Here is a 15,753-nt window from a genome sequence, read left to right on the forward strand (position 1 = left end):
GGTGGTGGCCGCAAGCCGGGGGTGCCTACGGTGGCGGGGTGAGCACGGCACGGTCCGGGCGGCGCCCGGAGACTTCCGGGGGCTCCGCGAGGGCTTGGCGGGACGCCCTCGTCGCGGTCGTCGCGGGCTTCGTGGTGATGATCGCCCTCGCCTCGGCGGGGCTGGCGTACGCGGGTGCGGCCGGGCTCCCCGACGGCGCGTTCCCCCGGGTGGTGGCGGCCGTCGTGGTGATGGCGGCGGGCGGCTCGATGGAGGTGTCCGGCGGGGCCGGGTTCCTGGCCGGGGCCGACGCGAGCCTGTCCGTACTGCCGCTGTCGGTGAGCCTGGGCGGCGCGCTCACGGCCGGGTCCCTCTTCCTGCGGCCGCTGCACAACCGGGCGGTGGCCGGGCCGCGCGAACTGCTGGCCCGGGCCGGGCCGCTGGTGCTGCTGTGGCTGCTCGCGCTGACCGGGGCCGCGCTCTTCGCCCGCAAGACGTTCGGCGTGTCGACCGGCGACTCCCCGCTCGGCCGGATCGGCGAACTCCTCGATGCGGGCCCGACGGTGGGTTTCCGGGCCGCGCTGCCCGCCACGGTGTTCTTCGGACTGCTGTGGATCCTGGGGCTGCTGGTGATCTCCCTGCTGGTCTCCCGCCGCGCGCCGCTGCCGGCGCGTCTGGTCCGCTTCCACGCGGCGGTACGGCCGGTCGCGCACGCCACCGTCGTCCTGCTCCTCGCGTACGTGGTCCTCGGCGTCGCGGTCGGCCTGGTGGTGGCCGCGACCCAGGGGCATACGGCGCGGACGCTGGCGGTGATCCTGCTCGGCCTGCCGAACCTGGCCTGGCTCGCGTTCACGCTGGGCTTCGGCGGGGCGTGGCAGGGCAAGGTCGAGGGGCCGTTCGGGCTGCCGATGCCGCAGCTGCTGGACGAGGTGCTGCGGGGCCCGGAGCTGTCCACGGTGGACGTGGGCTCCCTCGCCGAGCAGGACGCCCGGGCGTGGTGGCTGGTGGTGATCGCGGCCGTCCTGCTGCTGGGCACCGGCTTCCTGGCGGCCGCCCGGTCCCCCGCCTCCGTCCGCCCGTGGCAGCACGCCGTCCACTTGGGCGCGGCACTGGCCGTGGCGACCCTGACCGTGTGCCTGCTGGGGCGGGTCCAGGCCCAGTTCGGACTGTCCGTGCTGGGCCTGGGCGACGTGACCGGCCTGGGCGGCGAGGTCCGGCTGACGGCGGTGCTCTGGCGCACGGTGGGCCTGGCCCTGCTCTGGGGCGCCCTCGCGGGCTTCCTCGGCGCGCTCCTGGCTCGCCCGGTCCACCGCCGGGGCCGCGTGGGCTGACCCGCCGGCGGACCGGGCGGTCAGTGGAGTCGGTGGCGGGCCCGCCAGGCCGTCAGGGACCGGGCGATCAGGGCGGGCTGGTCCTCCGGGGTGTGGTGGCCGGCGGGTACGGGGTGGTGGTCGATCTCCAGGGCGGCCATGTTCCCCGCGCACCAGTCGACCAGTTCCGGGCCCATCATCACGCCGGGGCCGGGGGCGAAGGTCAGCAGCAGCTTCGGCACGTCGGCGCTCGCCGCCAGCCAGGCGCCGTACGCCTCGACGCGGGCCACCACCTCGGCGGGTTCCCCGCCCAGCGGCATGGAGCGGGCCCACCGCAGCAGCGGGCGGCGGCTGTCCCGGGTCGGGTACGGGGCGCGGTAGGCGGACAGGTCCGCCGGGGCGAGGGGGGTGGCGACGGTCCCGGGGAGCGCCTCCTCGATGAAGGCGTTCCCGTCGAGGACCATCGCCTCGCCCACCCCCTCCGCCTTGAGGGCCCGGAACAGCTCCTGTCCGCCGGGCGGGAACTCCTCCCATTCCATGGGCTTGACGATGGTCTCGGTGAAGGCGATGCCCCGCACCCGCCCGGGGTGGCGCGCGGCCCAGTCGAAGGCGAGGGCGCCGCCCCAGTCGTGCCCGACCAGGACCACCTCGTCGAGGCCGGCCGCCTCGAACCAGGCGTCCAGATAGCGGGCTTGGTCGGCGAAGGTGTAGTCGATGTCCGGCTTGCCCGAGCGGCCCATGCCGATCAGGTCGGGGGCCAGCCGGCGGCCCCCGCCGCCCACCGCAGGGAGGACGTCGCGCCACAGGTGCGAGGAGGTCGGGTTGCCGTGCAGGAACACCATCGGCGTGCCGGCCCCGGAGCCGAGGTCGAGGTGGTGCATCGTCGAGTCGAGGACGGGGTGGACGGGCACGGTGGCGCCTTTCCGTTCGGGGAGGGTCGGGGAGGAACGTCGGGGTCAGGTCAGGTCAGCGGAACGCGACGGCCGCACCCGCGGCCCACTCGGCGAAGGTGCGGGGCGCCCGGCCCAGGACGTACTCGACGTCGGGGCTGACCCTCCGCTCGGCGGGCAGCGGCGCGCCGAGGATGCCGAGGGTGCCCTCCACCACGGGTTCGGGCATGAACCGCAGCATCCGCTCCCGGGCCTGTGCGCGCGTCAGCTCCGTGAACCGCACCGGGGTCCCGATCGCCGCGCCGATCGCCTCGGCCTGCTCCCTCGGGGTCACCGGGGCGGGGCCGGTGAGTTCGTACGTACGGCCCGTGTGGCCGCCCCCCGTCAGCACCGCCGCCGCCACGGCCGCGACGTCCGCCGGGTCGACGACCGGCAGCCCGACATCGCCGAACGGCGCCTGCGCCTCGCCCCCCGTACGGACCGACTCGGCCCAGGCGTAGGCGTTGGAGTCCAGGCCCCCGGACCGCAGGATGGTCCAGTCGAGGCCGGACGCCCGGACGGCCTCCTCGAAGGCCACCGGGTGGCCGTAGACGTCCGGTCGGGTCCCGGCGCCCTGGGAAGAGAGCAGGACCACGCGCCGGACCCCGCCGGCCGCCGCGTGGGCGAGGACGGCCCCCGGGTCCTCGCCCGCCACCAGCAGGAACAGCGCGTCGGCCCCGTCGAGGGCGGTGCGCAGGGTCTGCGGCTCGGCGAGGTCGGCCCGTACGTGCCGCACCCCGTGGGGCAGCTCGCCCGGCTGCCGGGAGACGGCCGTCACCGACTCCCCCGCGGCGACCAGCAGGCGTACGAGTTCCCGGCCGACGTTCCCGGTCGCACCCGTCACAACGATCATGAGAAATCCCCCGATAAGAAATTAGTCAGTCGGCTGACTGACTTGCTCGTGACATGAACATAGCCCCCGACGCCCCGCGCGTCTATAGTTAGTCAGGTGACTCACTCAAAAACTTCCGGGAAGGCCGCGAGCAAGCGCGAGCGGCTCGCGAACGCCGCGGCCCAGGTGCTCCACGAACAGGGCGTCGCCACGACCACGCTCGCCGACATCGCCCGCGCGGCCGACGTCCCGGTGGGCAACGTGTACTACTACTTCAAGACCAAGGACCAGCTGGTCGAGGCCGCGATCGACGCCCACGCGCAGCACCTCCGGCAGCTGATCAGCGTCCTCGACGCGCTCCCGACCCCCCAGGACCGGCTCAAGGCCCTCCTCGGCGGCTGGGTCGAGCAGCGCGAGGTCACGGCCCGGTACGGCTGCCCCACCGGCACCCTCGCCTCCGAGCTGGACAAGCGCGCCGACGGCCTCGACGCGAACATCGCCGAGGTGATGCGGGTGCTCCTCGACTGGGCCGAGGCGCAGTTCCGGGCCATGGGCCGCGCGGACGCCCGGGAACTCGCGGTCGCCCTGATCGCCGCCTACCAGGGGATCTCCCTGCTCACCAACACCTTCCGCGACCCCGGGCTGATGGCCTCCGAGGGGCGTCGTCTGGAGCGCTGGATCGACTCCCTGGGCTCCGCGGCCTCCCCCGCCTGAGGCGGCGGCGCTACGGCTCCCGGAACACCGGCGCCGCCCAGCGCGGCGGCGGGGGCGGGGGCCCCGGGTCGGCGGCCGGCTCCGGCCCGGGCCGCGGCGCGAGGGGCGGCCGCGCCTCCGCCGCCCCGCCGGGCGGCCCCGCTGCCGGCCCCGGCCCTGACTCCGGCCCCGACCCCGCCCGGCGCAGCGCCGAGGTGAACTCCAGGCAGCTCCCCCACCGGTCGTCCGGTGACTTGGCCAGCGCCTTCGCCAGCACCTCGTCCACCGCCGCCGGCACCTCCGGCCGCCGCGAGCTCAGCGGGGGCGCCGGGTCGTACTGGTGCGCCCACAGCAGGGCCATGTCGTCCTCGCGCTCGAAGGGCGGCCCGCCGGCCAGCATCTCGTAGACGACGCACCCGAGGCTGTAGACGTCGCACCGCCCGTCCACCGGCTTCCCGGCGATCTGCTCCGGCGCGACGTAGTCGAGCGTCCCGACGAACTGCCCGACGCTCGTGAACCCGGTCAGTGACAGGGACTTCTTCGTCAGCCCGAAGTCCGTCAGGTACACGTGCTCGGGGTGCTCGCTGTCGGTCCCCCGCGCGACCAGGATGTTGCCCGGCTTCACGTCGCGGTGCACGAGGTCGTGGTCGTGGGCCGCGTCCAGCGCCGAGGCCACCTGCCCGGCGATCCGCACCGCCGCCTCGACCGGCATCGGCCCCGTCCGGTCCAGCAGCGCCCGCAGGTCCTGCCCGGGCACGTACCGCATCGCGATGTACAGCAGCCCCTCCGCCTCCCCGGCCTCGAACACCGGGACGATGTGCGGGTGGTCGATGGCGGCCGCGACCCTCGACTCGAACGCGAAGCGCTTTCGGAAGGTGTCGTTGCGCGCCAGCTCGGGCGCCAGCAGCTTCAGCGCCACCGTCCGGTCCAGGTTCAGGTCCCGCGCCCGGTAGACGACCGCCATCCCGCCGCGCCCGATCTCGCTCTCCACCTGGTAACCGGCGATCCGCTTCCCCCGCAGGTCGCCGGGGCCGCCGCCCGCTGACTCGTACGGCCCGGAAGCCCCGGTGGCCCCGTCGGACGTCACGGCTGCCCCTCCCCGGCCGGCGCCTGCGCCACCGCGTACGTCGTCAGGCGGATCCCGTCGCCGAACAGCCAGCCCCCGGAGGCCTCGTCGTACAGCCAGACCGCCTCCCCGTCGAGCACCATCCCGGCCCGCACCCCCCGCGTCGCGCTCCGGAAGCCCTCCGCGTCCAGCTGCCCGGAGCCGAGGGCCTCGGCGGCCCTCCGGTAGCGGTCCAGGGCCTCCGCCGTGCGGGAGAGCAGCGGTCGCGGGTCCTCGGTGCGCGCGAGCGGCCGTCCGCCGGTGGGCGGCGGCTGCGGTACGGCGACCAGGAGCCGGCCGTCCACCCAGGCGGACCACCCGTTGGCGCACAGGATCTCGGCCCATTCCCCGCGCCGGGAGCGCAGTTGTACGGGCAGGAACGCGTCGAGCGGGGTGGTCGGGCGGGAGGTGTCGGGCTCCTCCCAGGCGGGCAGCCCCTCCTGGGGGACGACGTGCGTGGGCCGGAAGTCCGCGAACTCGCCGGGGTTCGTCATCTGGCCTACTTCCGCATGACCGCGGGCTCGTGCCGCCGCAGCAGCCGGGCGACCAGCACCCCGAACAGGACGGACAGGGCCACCAGCATTCCCATGTTCAGCAGCCACACCCCGCCCTGGTGGGCGAACAGCGGGTCGTCGGTGAGGGTCCCGGGCACGATCGCGCCGAGGTCGATGGTGCCCGCCATCGCCCCGAGCGCCCAGCGCGAGGGCACCAGCCAGGCCAGCTGCTCGATCACCGGGACCCCGTCGAGCTGGAGGAGCGCCCCGCAGAACACCACTTGCACGATGGCGAGGAGGACCAGCAGCGGCATGGTGACCTCCTCCTTCTTGACCAGGGCGGATACCAGCAGGCCCAGCATCATCGCGGTGAACGACAGCAGGGCGACGGCGAGGGTGATCTCGACGAGCGGCGGGAGGAACACCCCCTCGCCGTCCGGGGCGTTCAGCTGTACGCCGAGCAGCGCGACCAGGGTGAGGACGACCGCCTGGGCGACGGTGACGGCGCCGAGCACCACCACCTTCGACATCAGGTAGGCCGATCTCGACAGTCCGACCGCTCGTTCGCGCTGGTAGATGACGCGCTCCTTGACCAGCTCGCGCACCGCGTTGGCGGCGCCGGTCAGCACGCCTCCGACGCACAGGATGAGCAGGGCGTTGATCGCCGTCTCCTGGGTCAGGCCACTGCCGGCGAGGGCGCGCGCCATGGCGCCCATCACGAACGGCAGCGCGATCATGATGGCGAGGAAGGTGCGGTCGGCGCCGAGCGCGGCCGCGTACCGCCGGATCAGGGTGCCCAGCTGGGAGCCCCAGCTCTGGGCGGTGGGCGGCGGCGCCACGGCGGCCTGCCCGGCGGGCCGGCCGGGGGCACCGCCGCCGAGGCGGGGCTGGTGGGCGGTGATGTCCACGTACTTGCGGTGCGGCGGCGAGCTCCGGTACTCGGCGGCCCAGTCCCGGCCCCGGTCGTTCTCGAAGGCCTCGAAGGCCTCGGGCCACTGCGCGTAGCCGAAGAACCCGAGGGTCTCCTCGGGCGGCCCGTAGTACGCGACGCGCCCGCCCGGCGCGAGGACGAGCAGCCGGTCGCAGACGTCGAGGCTGAGGACGCTGTGGGTGACCACGATGACGGTGCGGCCGTCGTCGGCGAGGCCGCGCAGCATGTGCATCACCGAGCGGTCCATGCCGGGGTCGAGCCCGGAGGTGGGCTCGTCGAGGAAGAGCAGGGAGGGCTTGGTCAGCAGTTCCAGGGCGACGGAGACGCGTTTGCGCTGGCCGCCGGAGAGGCTGTGGATGGGCTGGCCGGCCCGCTGCTCCAGGCCGAGTTCTCCGATCACCTCGTCCACCCGGGCCCGGCGTTCCGCCTTGGCGGTGTCCTGCGGGAAGCGGAGTTCGGCGGCGTATCCGAGGGCGCGGCGGACGGTGAGCTGGGCGTGCAGGATGTCGTCCTGCGGGACCAGGCCGATGCGGCTGCGGAGTTCGGCGTAGTCGCGGTAGAGATCGCGGCCGTCGTAGAGGACGGTGCCCTGGTCGGCGGGGCGCAGCCCGGTCAGCGCGCCGAGGAGGGTGGACTTGCCGGCTCCGCTGGGGCCGACGACGGCGAGCAGGCATTTCGCGCCGACGGGGAAGGAGACGTGGTCGAGGAGGGTCTTGCGGTCCCGGCCGCGGCCCACGGCGACCGAGAGGTCCTGTACGTCGAGGGACACCTCGCCCGTGTCCACGTACTCCTGGAGCTGGTCGCCGGCGAGGCAGAAGGCCGAGTGGCCGATGCCGATGATGTCGCCCTCGGTGATGCGGGCGGCCCCTTCGACGGGGGCGCCGCCCAGGTAGGTGCCGTTGTGGCTGCCGAGGTCGGCGATCTCGTACGTGCCGTCGTCGAGGGCGCGCAGTTCGGCGTGTCGGCGGGAAACGGCGAGGTCGTCGATGACGAGGTCGTTGTCGAGGGCGCGGCCGATGCGGACGGTGGTGCGGGCGGCGGTCCGGTCGGGCAGCGGGCGGACGCCGCTGGGCTGGCGGAAGGTGTGGCTCAGGGCGGGCCGCGCGACCGATGAGGGCCGGTCGCGGGCGGGCGCGCGGGCCGGTTCGGGGCCGAGGAGCAGGACGCGGGGGGCGTCGCGCTCGCCGCCGCCGAAGCGGAGTTCGCTGCCGGCGCCGACGGCCCACTCGTGGACGCGGTGGCCGTCGGCCCAGGTGCCGTTGGTGCTGTCCTCGTCCTCGACGGTCCAGTGGTCGCCGTCGGGGCGCAGGAGCGCGTGGTGCCAGGAGACACGGGCGTCGTCGAGGCAGATCTCGCACAGGGGGTCCCGGCCGACGTGGTACGTCCGGCCCGGGCTCATCGGCGTGGAGCCCGTGTCGGTTCGCAGGACGAGCTCGGGCGCGGTCGGCACACCGGGGCGCTGGACCATGAGCAGATTTTCCCACGATCCGACCGGCGCGGCATAACCGCAGGTCAGAGGCCTCTTATGGGTAATGACAACGGTCCCCGTTGCAGCCTTTGCCCAACGCGTCGCAGTGCGCTTCACTTCACGCGTCGGAACCGATTCAACGGGGGATCCCATGACTGGGCACGACCACGCGCACGATCGTCACGAGGGCCAGGGTGGCCACGACGGCCACGGCCACGACGGCCACGACGGCCACGGGCACGGCCACGGCGGGCCCGGCGGCCACAGCCACGGCGTCGACCCGAACGCCGACCGCCGCTGGCTGGCGATCGCGCTCGGCCTGATCGGCACGTTCATGGCGGTCGAGGTGACCATCGGCGTCATGGCCCACTCCCTGGCCCTGATCTCGGACGCGGCGCACATGCTGACCGACGCCGTCTCGATCGTCCTCGCGCTGATCGCGATGCGGCTCGCGGCCCGCCCGGCGCGCGGCGGGTTCACGTACGGCCTCAAGCGCGCGGAGATACTCTCCGCCCAGGCCAACGGGCTCACCCTGCTGCTGCTCGCGGTCTGGCTCGCGTACGAGGCGGTGCGCCGGCTGCTCGATCCGCCGCCGGTGGCGGGTGGGCTGGTCCTGGTGACGGCGCTCGCGGGCATCGTCGTCAATGTCGCGGCGGCCTGGTGCATCTCCCGGGCGAACCGTTCCTCCCTGGCCGTCGAGGGCGCCTACCAGCACATCCTGAACGACCTGTTCGCCTTCATCGGGACCGCGGTGGCCGGTCTGATCGTGCTCACCACCGGCTTCGTGCAGGCCGACGCCATCGCCACGCTCGTGGTGGTGGTGCTGATGGTCAGGGCGGGCTACGGGCTGGTCCGCGAGTCCGGCCGGATCTTCCTGGAGGCCGCCCCGGCCCACATGGACCCCGACGCGGTCGGCGACCGGCTGGTGGGGCATCCGCCGGTCACCGAGGTGCACGACCTGCACATCTGGACCATCACCTCCGGGCAGGCGGCGCTGTCGGCGCACGTGCTGGTGGAGCCGGAGGGCGACTGCCACGCCGTGCGGCGCGACCTGGAGCGGCTGCTCGCCAAGGAGTACGGCGTCACCCACACCACGCTCCAGGTGGACCACGTCCAGGAAGAGCTGCTCTCGGTCGGCCGCGCGGGCGACCCCCCGGCGGACCCGCACTGCGCCGACGCCCACGGCCCGGTGCACCGCGAGGGCCCGCACGCCCACTGAGGCCGCCGGTGCCAGACTGACTGTGTGTACCAAGGGCGCCGGGTCCTGGTGACCGTCGCGGCGTGCTGCGCGCTCGCCGCCGGTGGCGGCCCGGCCCTGGCCGCGGCCGGCGGGGGCGCGGGAGCGGGCGCGGGGGGCGCGAGCGGTGGACCGACCCCCGATCCCACCGGTTCCGCCGGGCGCGTGGTGGACGTCGGTGAGGGCCGCGGCATCCGCCTGGAGTGCCGGGGCTCCGGCTCCCCGACGGTGGTCCTCGTGTCCGGTACGGGCGGAGCCGCCGACGAGTGGACCTCGCTCGCGGACCCCGCCCGTCCCACGATCGCGCCGAGGCCCGGCGCCGGGGCGGTGCTGCCGGCGGTCGCCTCCTTCACCCGGGTCTGCGCCTACGACCGCCCCGGCACCACCCGCTTCGACGGCGGGCCCGCCTCCTCGACCCCGGTCGCGCAGCCCACGACGGCGGCGGCCGGTGTCCGGGACCTGCGGGCGGCGCTCGCGGCGGGCGGCGAGCGGCCCCCGTACGTCCTGGTCGGCGCCTCCTGGGGCGCGATGATCGCCGAGCTGTTCGCCCGTACGGACTTCTCCCGGGTGGCCGGTCTGGTCACGGTCGACGGCGCCTCCCCCTACCTGCGGGACACCCTCACCGCGGCCCAGTGGTCGGACTGGATGAAGAAGATCGCGGCGACGGACACCGGGAAGGGCGCGGAAGTGCCCGACTACGAGACCTCCGTAGCGGAGATCCGGCGCGCGCCCGCGCTGCCGCGCCCGCTGCCCGCCGTCGTCCTCACCTCCGACCGGCCGTGGGACCTGGGGGTCGGGAACAGCGGATCGACCTGGCCGGCGTGGCTGGCCGCGCAGGACCGGCTGGCCCGTGAACTGCGCGCCCGGCACGTCACGGAGACCGGCAGCGGGCACGGCATCGCGGTCGAGCGGCCCCGGCTGGTCGTGGACGCCGTGCGCGAGGTCGTCGAACGGGCGCGCGACGGTGGCTGACCGGCGCCGGGGCGGGGCAAGGATGGATCCATGACGAAGAAGGTGAAGAAGCGGAGTGCCGGGCTGCTCCTGTTCCGCGGGGCGGGCGACGGGAACGGGGCCGACCAGGGCGTCGAGGTGCTGCTCGGTCACATGGGCGGCCCGCTGTGGGAGCGCCGCGACGAGGGCGGGTGGGCGATCCCCAAGGGCGAGTACGGCCCGGAGGAGGCCCCGATGGCCGCGGCCCGCCGGGAGTTCACCGAGGAGATCGGGCTGCCGCCGCCGGAGGGCCCGTACCTTCCGCTCGGCGACGTCCTTCTTTCGAGTGGAAAGCTGGTGACGATCTGGGCGGTACGGGCGGATCTGGACCCTGCGTTGATGGTGCCCGGGACCTTCACGATGGAGTGGCCGCCGGGCTCGGGCCGGGTCGGGGAGTTCCCGGAACTGGACCGGGTGGCCTGGTTCACTCCAGAGGTGGCCGGAACCAAGCTGGCGAAGGGTCAAATCCCGTTTCTGGAGCGGCTGTTGGGGCTGCTGGAGGGTTGACCGCACCTTGACTTGCCAGCCGGCCGCATCTGCATTGACATTACACATATGACGAGCGTCGTGCTGTTGGGAACCCTGGACACCAAGGGTGTGGAATACGGCTGGTTACGCGAGCGGCTGCTGCGTGCCGGCGTCGAGGTGGTCCTGGTCGACACGGGGATCATGGACGAGCCCCGGGTACCCGCGGACATACCGCGCGAAGCGGTCGCCCGGGCCGCCGGAGCGGAACTGTCGGAGCTGCGGGCGGCCGCCGACCGGGGCGCGGCCGTCACCACGATGGCGCGGGGGGCCGAGGCGACCCTGATGCGACTGCACGCCGAGGGCCGACTGGACGGGGTCCTCGCCATAGGCGGCAGCGGCGGAACCTCCATCGCCAGCCGGGCGATGCGCGCACTCCCGCTGGGCGTTCCGAAGCTGATGGTCTCGTCCATGGCGTCCGGGAACGTGGCCCCGTACGTCGGATCCTCGGACATCACGATGATGTACAGCGTGGTGGACATCGCGGGCATCAACAGCGTGTCGGCGCCGGTCCTGACGAACGCGGTGGCGGCGATCGCGGGGATGGCGAAGGCCTTCGCCCGCTCCTCGTCGGCGCACGGCCCGGCCCGGCTGGGCGCGGGCGGCCGGCCGCTGATCGCCGCGAGCATGGCGGGGGTGACCACGGTCGGCGTGGACGCCGCCCGCGAGCGGCTGACCGAACTCGGCTACGAGGTGCTGGTGTTCCACGTCAGCGGCACGGGCGGCCGGACCCTGGAGACCCTGGCCGGTCAGGGGATCTTCGCGGGGGTCCTGGACCTCACCCTCAGCGAGCTCGCCGACGATCTGTGCGGGGGCGTCCTCAGCGCCGGTCCCGACCGGCTCAGCGCGGCCGGACGGGCCGGGATACCGCAGGTGGTGAGCCTGGGGGCGCTGGACATGGTGAAGTTCGGCCCGCTGGAGACCCTGCCCGAACACGCCCGCTACCGGCGGGTCCGCGTCCACAACCCCTCGATCACGGTCATCCGTACGACCGAGTCCGAATGCGCCGAACTCGGCCGCCGGGTCGCCGCCAAACTCCGGGCGGCGACCGGGCCGACGGCGGTCTGCCTCCCGCTGCGCGGACTGTCCACGCTCGGCGCGCCGGGCGGCCCGTATCACGACCGGCGCGCGGACCAGGCCCTGTTCTCGGCGCTCCGCGAAGGCCTGCGGGGCAGCGCCGCCCGGCTCTACGACTACGACACCCACATCAACGACCCCGCCTTCGGGCGGGCGGCGGCGGACCGGCTGCACGACATGATCGGGGCGCTGCGCGCCGCCGCCTGATCACGGTCCCACCACGGCCCGGCCACGGTTCGGGACACCCGGCGTGGTCGGGAACCGGCCGTGGCGTATTCCGTGTCCCAGGGGGTGGCCGGTCGGATCGGGACCGGTACCTTGGGCGCGGCGTCGCCACGGCGGGGGGCAGATCGATGAGCAGCACCTGGGCGGTGCCCGGATACACCGAGGTCCGGGATCTCGGTTCGGGCGGGAGCGGTCGCGTCGTGCTCGCCGTCCACGACGGCACGGGCACGGCGGTCGCGGTCAAGTACCTCAGCGACCGGCTCCGGGAGGACCCGGCGTTCGTCCGGGAGTTCCGGGCGGAGGCCCGGCTGCTGGGCGGGCTCCGGTCGCCGTACGTGGTGGGGCTCTACGAGTACGTGGAGTCGCCGTCCGGCGCCGCCATCGTGATGGAGCTGGTGGACGGCATCTCGCTGCGCGCGCTGCTGAAGCGGTCCGGGCGGGCCGACGCCGAGGCCGCGCTGGTGGTGCTGAAGGGCTCCCTGCTGGGGCTGGCGGCGGCGCACCGGGCGGGTGTGGTGCACCGGGACTACAAGCCGGAGAACGTACTGGTCGCGGCGGACGGCTCGTCGAAGCTGGTGGACTTCGGGATCGCGGCGGGCCGCGGCACCACCCCGGGGGTGGCGGGCACGCCCGCCTACATGGCTCCCGAGCAGTGGCAGGGGCAGCCGGCCTCGCCCGCCGCGGACGTGTACGCGGCGACGGCCACGTTCTTCGAGTGCCTGACGGGGCGCAAGCCGTTCGACGGGGAGAACTTCGCGGAGCTCGCGGTCCAGCACATCGAGGCCCCGGTGCCGGAGACGGAGGCGCCGGAGCCGGTGCGTCCGCTGATCCGGCGCGGGCTGGCCAAGCGGCCGGAGCAGCGGCCGGAGAACGCCGAGGCGTTCGTGGCGGAGCTGGAGGGCGTGGCCCTGGCGGCGTACGGGCCGCAGTGGGAGGAGCGCGGACAGCGCAAGCTGGCGGCGCTGGCCGCGTTGCTGCCGCTGCTGTTCCCCTCGGCGGGCGGCTCGGCCTCGGGGACGACGGCGGTGGCCACGACGGTGCTGAAACCGCCGCCGCCGAGCTGGGCGCCGGGGCGGCGCGGGCTGGCCGCCGCCGGGGTGGCGCTGGTGGTGGGGGCCGTCCTGGTGTTCACGTACGACGCGGCCGGCGGTGAGCCGGGGGGCGCGGCGGCGCTGAGCGCCTTCGCGACGACGAGCCCGTCCGCCGGGAGCGGCGGCCCGGGCTCCGGCGCCGGGGCGGGCCCGGGCGCGAGCGGGAGCCCGTCCGGGACGCCGGGCGCGAGCCCGAGTACGGGCGCGAGCCCGAGCGCGAGCCCCTCCGCGTCCACTTCGGCGTCCGGGACTCCGACGGCGAGCCCGTCGCCGACGCCCACGGTGACACCCACCGCGACGGTGACCAAGCCGACCCCGACACCGACACCGACTCCGACGCCGACTCCGACGCCGACCCCCACCCCGACGACGGTGGTGGGCGGCGTGAAGGTCTCCCTGCTGACCAGCCCCAGCGCCGGGCAGGCGACGGTGTCGCTCGACGTCAAGGGCGGCCCGGCGACGGTGCTGCTCGAATGGTTCCTCGGCGACAGCCCGAACGACCTGCGCTACGCCGACGGTTCGGACTCCGCGCAGGTCCGGTCCGGCTCCTCCACGCTGGGGCCCGTCAGGCACGGCGTGACGCGCCGCGGCGGCTGCTACCTGAGCGTGCGCGTCACCACCAAGCCGGCCGCGAAGGCGCCCGCGATCGCCTCGCGGCTCATCCCCCGGTGCGAGACGCCGGAGGTTCCGCGATGACCGATTCCCGCGCCCCGGAGGACGACGACTACAGCGCCACCGTGCTCGGCAGCCACTGGATCAGCGGCCCGCCGGAGCAGCCCGCGCAGACGAAACGGTTCGACACGCCCCAGGACGCGTCCGGGGCGGTGCCCGACCGGGTCGAGGGGTCGCTGCTGCGGTTCGGGCCCGGGGTGACGGCGCGGCCGCCGGGCACGCCGTTCCCGGTGGCCGTCGCGCCCGCCCCGCGCCGGCGGCGGGGTGCGGCGCTGCGCCGGTACGCCCTGGCGGCCGTGGTGCTGGCGGCGGTCCTCGCGTACCTGGGCTGGCAGCGCCTCGGCCCGGCGCTGGCGGTCACCGCGGTGTCGGTGAGCACCGATCCGAAGGGTCCCGCCTGCGATTCCGCGGCCGACGTGGTGGCCCTCGTACGGACGAACGGGCGCCCGGGGACCCTCCGGTACCGGTGGGTGCGCAGTGACGGCACGCGCTCGGATCCGCTCACGGAGCGGGTGCCGAGCGGGCGGAAGGAGGCCACGCTGCACCTGCTGTGGACCTTCCAGGGCAAGGGCACCTATCCCGCCGAGGCCGAGCTCGAACTGATCTCGCCCGTGCACCGCACGGCGGCGGTGGGGTTCACGTACGGCTGCCGCGCCTAGACTCCCGCCGCCGTCCGTGGCCGACGGTCAGGAGCGGGCGTGCGCCGTGATGTCCGCCTCGAACTCCCCCGTCATCGCCGGGGTCACCGTCGGCCGGCACTGCGCCACCGCCGCCAGGTAGTCCGCGGTGTTCGCGCCCGGCGGTGCGGCCGCCGCGCCCCGGGCGCCGACCGCCTCCAGGTCCCGTTCGAACGACACCTGCGCCGCGATCCGCGCCGCGTGCTCGATGTCGGCCGGGGTGAACAGCTCGCTCGCCGCCACCAGCGCCGCCACGTCGACATCGGCGCGCCCGGCCGTGTAGCGGCCCCAGATCGCGGCGCGGGCCCCGGCGTCCGGGGTGCCGATCGGGATCAGGTAGTCGAAGCGCCCGGGCCGCAGGAAGGCCGGGTCCAGCGAGCGGATGGAGTTGGTGGCGCAGACCAGCAGCCGCTCGCCGCCCTCCCGGAAGCCGGGTATCAGCTTGAGCAGCTCGTTGGTGACGCCGTGGATCCCGCCGGGCTGCGCGGGCTCGGTGCGTACGGGCGCGATCTCCTCGACCTCGTCGATGAAGACGAGCACCCGCTCCAGCTCGGCGATCCGGGCGAACGCGGTGCGCAGCGCGGCGGCCAGGTTGCCCTCGTCGGCGAGCCGGGACGGCAGCAGTTCCACGAAGGGCCAGCCCAGCCGGGAGGCGATGGCGCGGGCGAAGGTGGTCTTCCCGGTGCCGGGCGGTCCGAAGAGGGTGATGGCGCGCGGCGGCCGCACACCGTGCGCGGCGGCCCGTTCGGGCTCGGCGAGCGGCAGCACCACGCGCCGCTCGATGAGGTCCTTCTCGGTCTCCATGCCGGCGACCTTGGTCCAGAGGTCGTTCGCGAGGAAACGTCCGCCGAGGTCGTCGAGGAGTCCGGCGGCCGGCCCGTGGAGGGGTTCGGTCTTCTCGAAGTAGGCGACGGCGGGCTGCCGGGTGTACCCGGCGTTGAGGAGGCCCTCGCCGAGCAGGTCCTCCTCGGGCAGCACGTACGCGATCCGCCCGACGCGGGCGGCGATCAGCCGTCGCTCCAGCTCGACGAGCAGGGCGCTGGCGAGGCCGCGGCCGCGCCAGCCGGCGGCGATCGCGATGCGCATCACCCAGGCCCGTTCGCCGGTGACGCAGGCGAGCGCGGCGCCGATCGGGACGCCCTGGTGGACGGCGACCACACAGGGCTGCCGACCGGTCAGCGCGCTGATGCACTCGGCCAGCGAGAACACGGATTCCTGGCCGAGTTCGGCCGTGGTGTCTATCAGGTGGACCACCGCGGCGAGATCGCTCTCGCGGTAGTCGTGGATGAGCCAGTTCACCGGGTACCGCCCCTCGTTCGTGCTCCTGCGGCGAGGCTAGGGCGGGCGGGCCGGGCGCTCACGCGCCGCGGCGCACAACACCTGTGCGATCAACCTTCCGCGGCGTCCATAGACCGCTCCCGGGCAGGGTCCACGAAACGCCACTAGACTTTCGATTTCGTAAGACTTCCGGCTTTTTCAGACCTTTCCAGTCAGCGGCGAAACGGTTCCCAGGATTCA

Annotated in this window: 14 protein-coding genes; 8 read left to right on the top strand and 6 right to left on the bottom strand. The window is 74.6% G+C overall.

Features of this window, described 5'->3' with window-relative positions:
• Window positions 1-38: 38 nt before the first annotated feature.
• A complete protein-coding gene (locus IE248_RS28110; RefSeq protein WP_073797560.1) occupies window positions 39-1,310 on the top strand; it encodes a streptophobe family protein in 1,272 nt (423 codons plus the stop codon).
• Window positions 1,311-1,330: 20 nt separating this feature from the next.
• On the opposite strand, the gene IE248_RS28115 is transcribed toward IE248_RS28110, so the two are convergent.
• Window positions 1,331-2,200 (bottom strand): haloalkane dehalogenase, encoded by an 870-nt coding sequence (locus tag IE248_RS28115; protein ID WP_190032059.1) that lies wholly within the window; start codon window positions 2,198-2,200, stop codon window positions 1,331-1,333.
• Window positions 2,201-2,255: 55 nt separating this feature from the next.
• The gene (locus IE248_RS28120) at window positions 2,256-3,071 is read right to left on the bottom strand and encodes an SDR family oxidoreductase (protein WP_190032060.1); all 816 of its coding nucleotides are present in this window, start codon (window positions 3,069-3,071) and stop codon (window positions 2,256-2,258) included.
• 96 nt (window positions 3,072-3,167) lie between these two features.
• On the opposite strand from IE248_RS28120, the gene IE248_RS28125 reads away from it, so the two are divergent.
• Entirely contained in the window at window positions 3,168-3,764 is a 597-nt protein-coding gene (locus tag IE248_RS28125) for a TetR/AcrR family transcriptional regulator (RefSeq protein WP_229895573.1), read from the top strand.
• A gap of 10 nt (window positions 3,765-3,774) precedes the next feature.
• Here IE248_RS28125 and IE248_RS28130 read toward each other — a convergent pair whose 3' ends face one another.
• The 3 genes from IE248_RS28130 to IE248_RS28140 are packed head-to-tail and all read right to left on the bottom strand — an operon-like array spanning window position 3,775 to window position 7,741.
• Entirely contained in the window at window positions 3,775-4,830 is a 1,056-nt protein-coding gene (locus IE248_RS28130; RefSeq protein WP_373301641.1) for a serine/threonine-protein kinase, read from the bottom strand.
• The gene (locus IE248_RS28135) at window positions 4,827-5,342 is read right to left on the bottom strand and encodes a hypothetical protein (protein ID WP_047960472.1); all 516 of its coding nucleotides are present in this window, start codon (window positions 5,340-5,342) and stop codon (window positions 4,827-4,829) included. Before IE248_RS28135 ends, IE248_RS28130 begins: the two co-directional genes overlap by 4 nt.
• A 5-nt stretch (window positions 5,343-5,347) precedes the next feature.
• The gene (locus IE248_RS28140; RefSeq protein WP_190032061.1) at window positions 5,348-7,741 is read right to left on the bottom strand and encodes an FHA domain-containing protein; all 2,394 of its coding nucleotides are present in this window, start codon (window positions 7,739-7,741) and stop codon (window positions 5,348-5,350) included.
• A gap of 151 nt (window positions 7,742-7,892) precedes the next feature.
• Here IE248_RS28140 and IE248_RS28145 point away from each other — a divergent pair, with 151 nt between their 5' ends.
• The 6 genes from IE248_RS28145 (at window position 7,893) to IE248_RS28170 (ending at window position 14,217) form a co-directional block, all read left to right on the top strand.
• Window positions 7,893-8,960 carry a cation diffusion facilitator family transporter gene (locus IE248_RS28145; protein WP_190032062.1) on the top strand — a complete coding sequence of 356 codons (1,068 nt, stop codon included), beginning with the start codon at window positions 7,893-7,895 and terminating at the stop codon, window positions 8,958-8,960.
• A 24-nt stretch (window positions 8,961-8,984) separates the two neighbouring features.
• A complete protein-coding gene (locus tag IE248_RS28150) occupies window positions 8,985-9,950 on the top strand; it encodes an alpha/beta fold hydrolase (RefSeq protein ID WP_190032063.1) in 966 nt (321 codons plus the stop codon).
• Between the two features lie 30 nt (window positions 9,951-9,980).
• A complete protein-coding gene (locus IE248_RS28155; protein WP_190032064.1) occupies window positions 9,981-10,475 on the top strand; it encodes an NUDIX hydrolase in 495 nt (164 codons plus the stop codon).
• A gap of 48 nt (window positions 10,476-10,523) precedes the next feature.
• Window positions 10,524-11,777: a Tm-1-like ATP-binding domain-containing protein gene (locus IE248_RS28160; protein WP_190032065.1), complete on the top strand. Its 1,254-nt coding sequence runs from the start codon at window positions 10,524-10,526 to the stop codon at window positions 11,775-11,777.
• A gap of 146 nt (window positions 11,778-11,923) precedes the next feature.
• Complete coding sequence (locus tag IE248_RS28165) at window positions 11,924-13,582, top strand: serine/threonine-protein kinase (RefSeq protein WP_190032066.1); 1,659 nt, start codon at window positions 11,924-11,926, stop codon at window positions 13,580-13,582.
• Window positions 13,579-14,217 (top strand): hypothetical protein, encoded by a 639-nt coding sequence (locus tag IE248_RS28170; RefSeq protein ID WP_190032067.1) that lies wholly within the window; start codon window positions 13,579-13,581, stop codon window positions 14,215-14,217. Before IE248_RS28165 ends, IE248_RS28170 begins: the two co-directional genes overlap by 4 nt.
• Before the next feature lie 27 nt (window positions 14,218-14,244).
• Here the strand turns inward: IE248_RS28170 and IE248_RS28175 are convergent, their stop codons facing one another.
• Window positions 14,245-15,534, bottom strand: coding sequence for an ATP-binding protein (locus tag IE248_RS28175; protein WP_190032068.1), 1,290 nt, complete (start codon window positions 15,532-15,534; stop codon window positions 14,245-14,247).
• Between the last annotated feature and the right edge of the window lie 219 nt (window positions 15,535-15,753).

Source organism: Streptomyces goshikiensis (assembly GCF_014650555.1).
GTDB classification, from domain to species: Bacteria; Actinomycetota; Actinomycetes; order Streptomycetales; family Streptomycetaceae; genus Streptomyces; species Streptomyces goshikiensis.

Excerpts from the sequence above, each read along its gene's own strand:
- IE248_RS28170 (WP_190032067.1), top strand. The coding sequence starts at position 13,579 with ATGACCGATTCCCGCGCCCCGGAGGACGACGACTACAGCGCCACCGTG.
- IE248_RS28165 (WP_190032066.1), top strand. The coding sequence starts at position 11,924 with ATGAGCAGCACCTGGGCGGTGCCCGGATACACCGAGGTCCGGGATCTC.
- IE248_RS28155 (WP_190032064.1), top strand. The coding sequence starts at position 9,981 with ATGACGAAGAAGGTGAAGAAGCGGAGTGCCGGGCTGCTCCTGTTCCGC.
- IE248_RS28140 (WP_190032061.1), bottom strand. The coding sequence starts at position 7,741 with ATGGTCCAGCGCCCCGGTGTGCCGACCGCGCCCGAGCTCGTCCTGCGA.
- IE248_RS28160 (WP_190032065.1), top strand. The coding sequence starts at position 10,524 with ATGACGAGCGTCGTGCTGTTGGGAACCCTGGACACCAAGGGTGTGGAA.
- IE248_RS28145 (WP_190032062.1), top strand. The coding sequence starts at position 7,893 with ATGACTGGGCACGACCACGCGCACGATCGTCACGAGGGCCAGGGTGGC.
- IE248_RS28135 (WP_047960472.1), bottom strand. The coding sequence starts at position 5,342 with ATGACGAACCCCGGCGAGTTCGCGGACTTCCGGCCCACGCACGTCGTC.
- IE248_RS28120 (WP_190032060.1), bottom strand. The coding sequence starts at position 3,071 with ATGATCGTTGTGACGGGTGCGACCGGGAACGTCGGCCGGGAACTCGTA.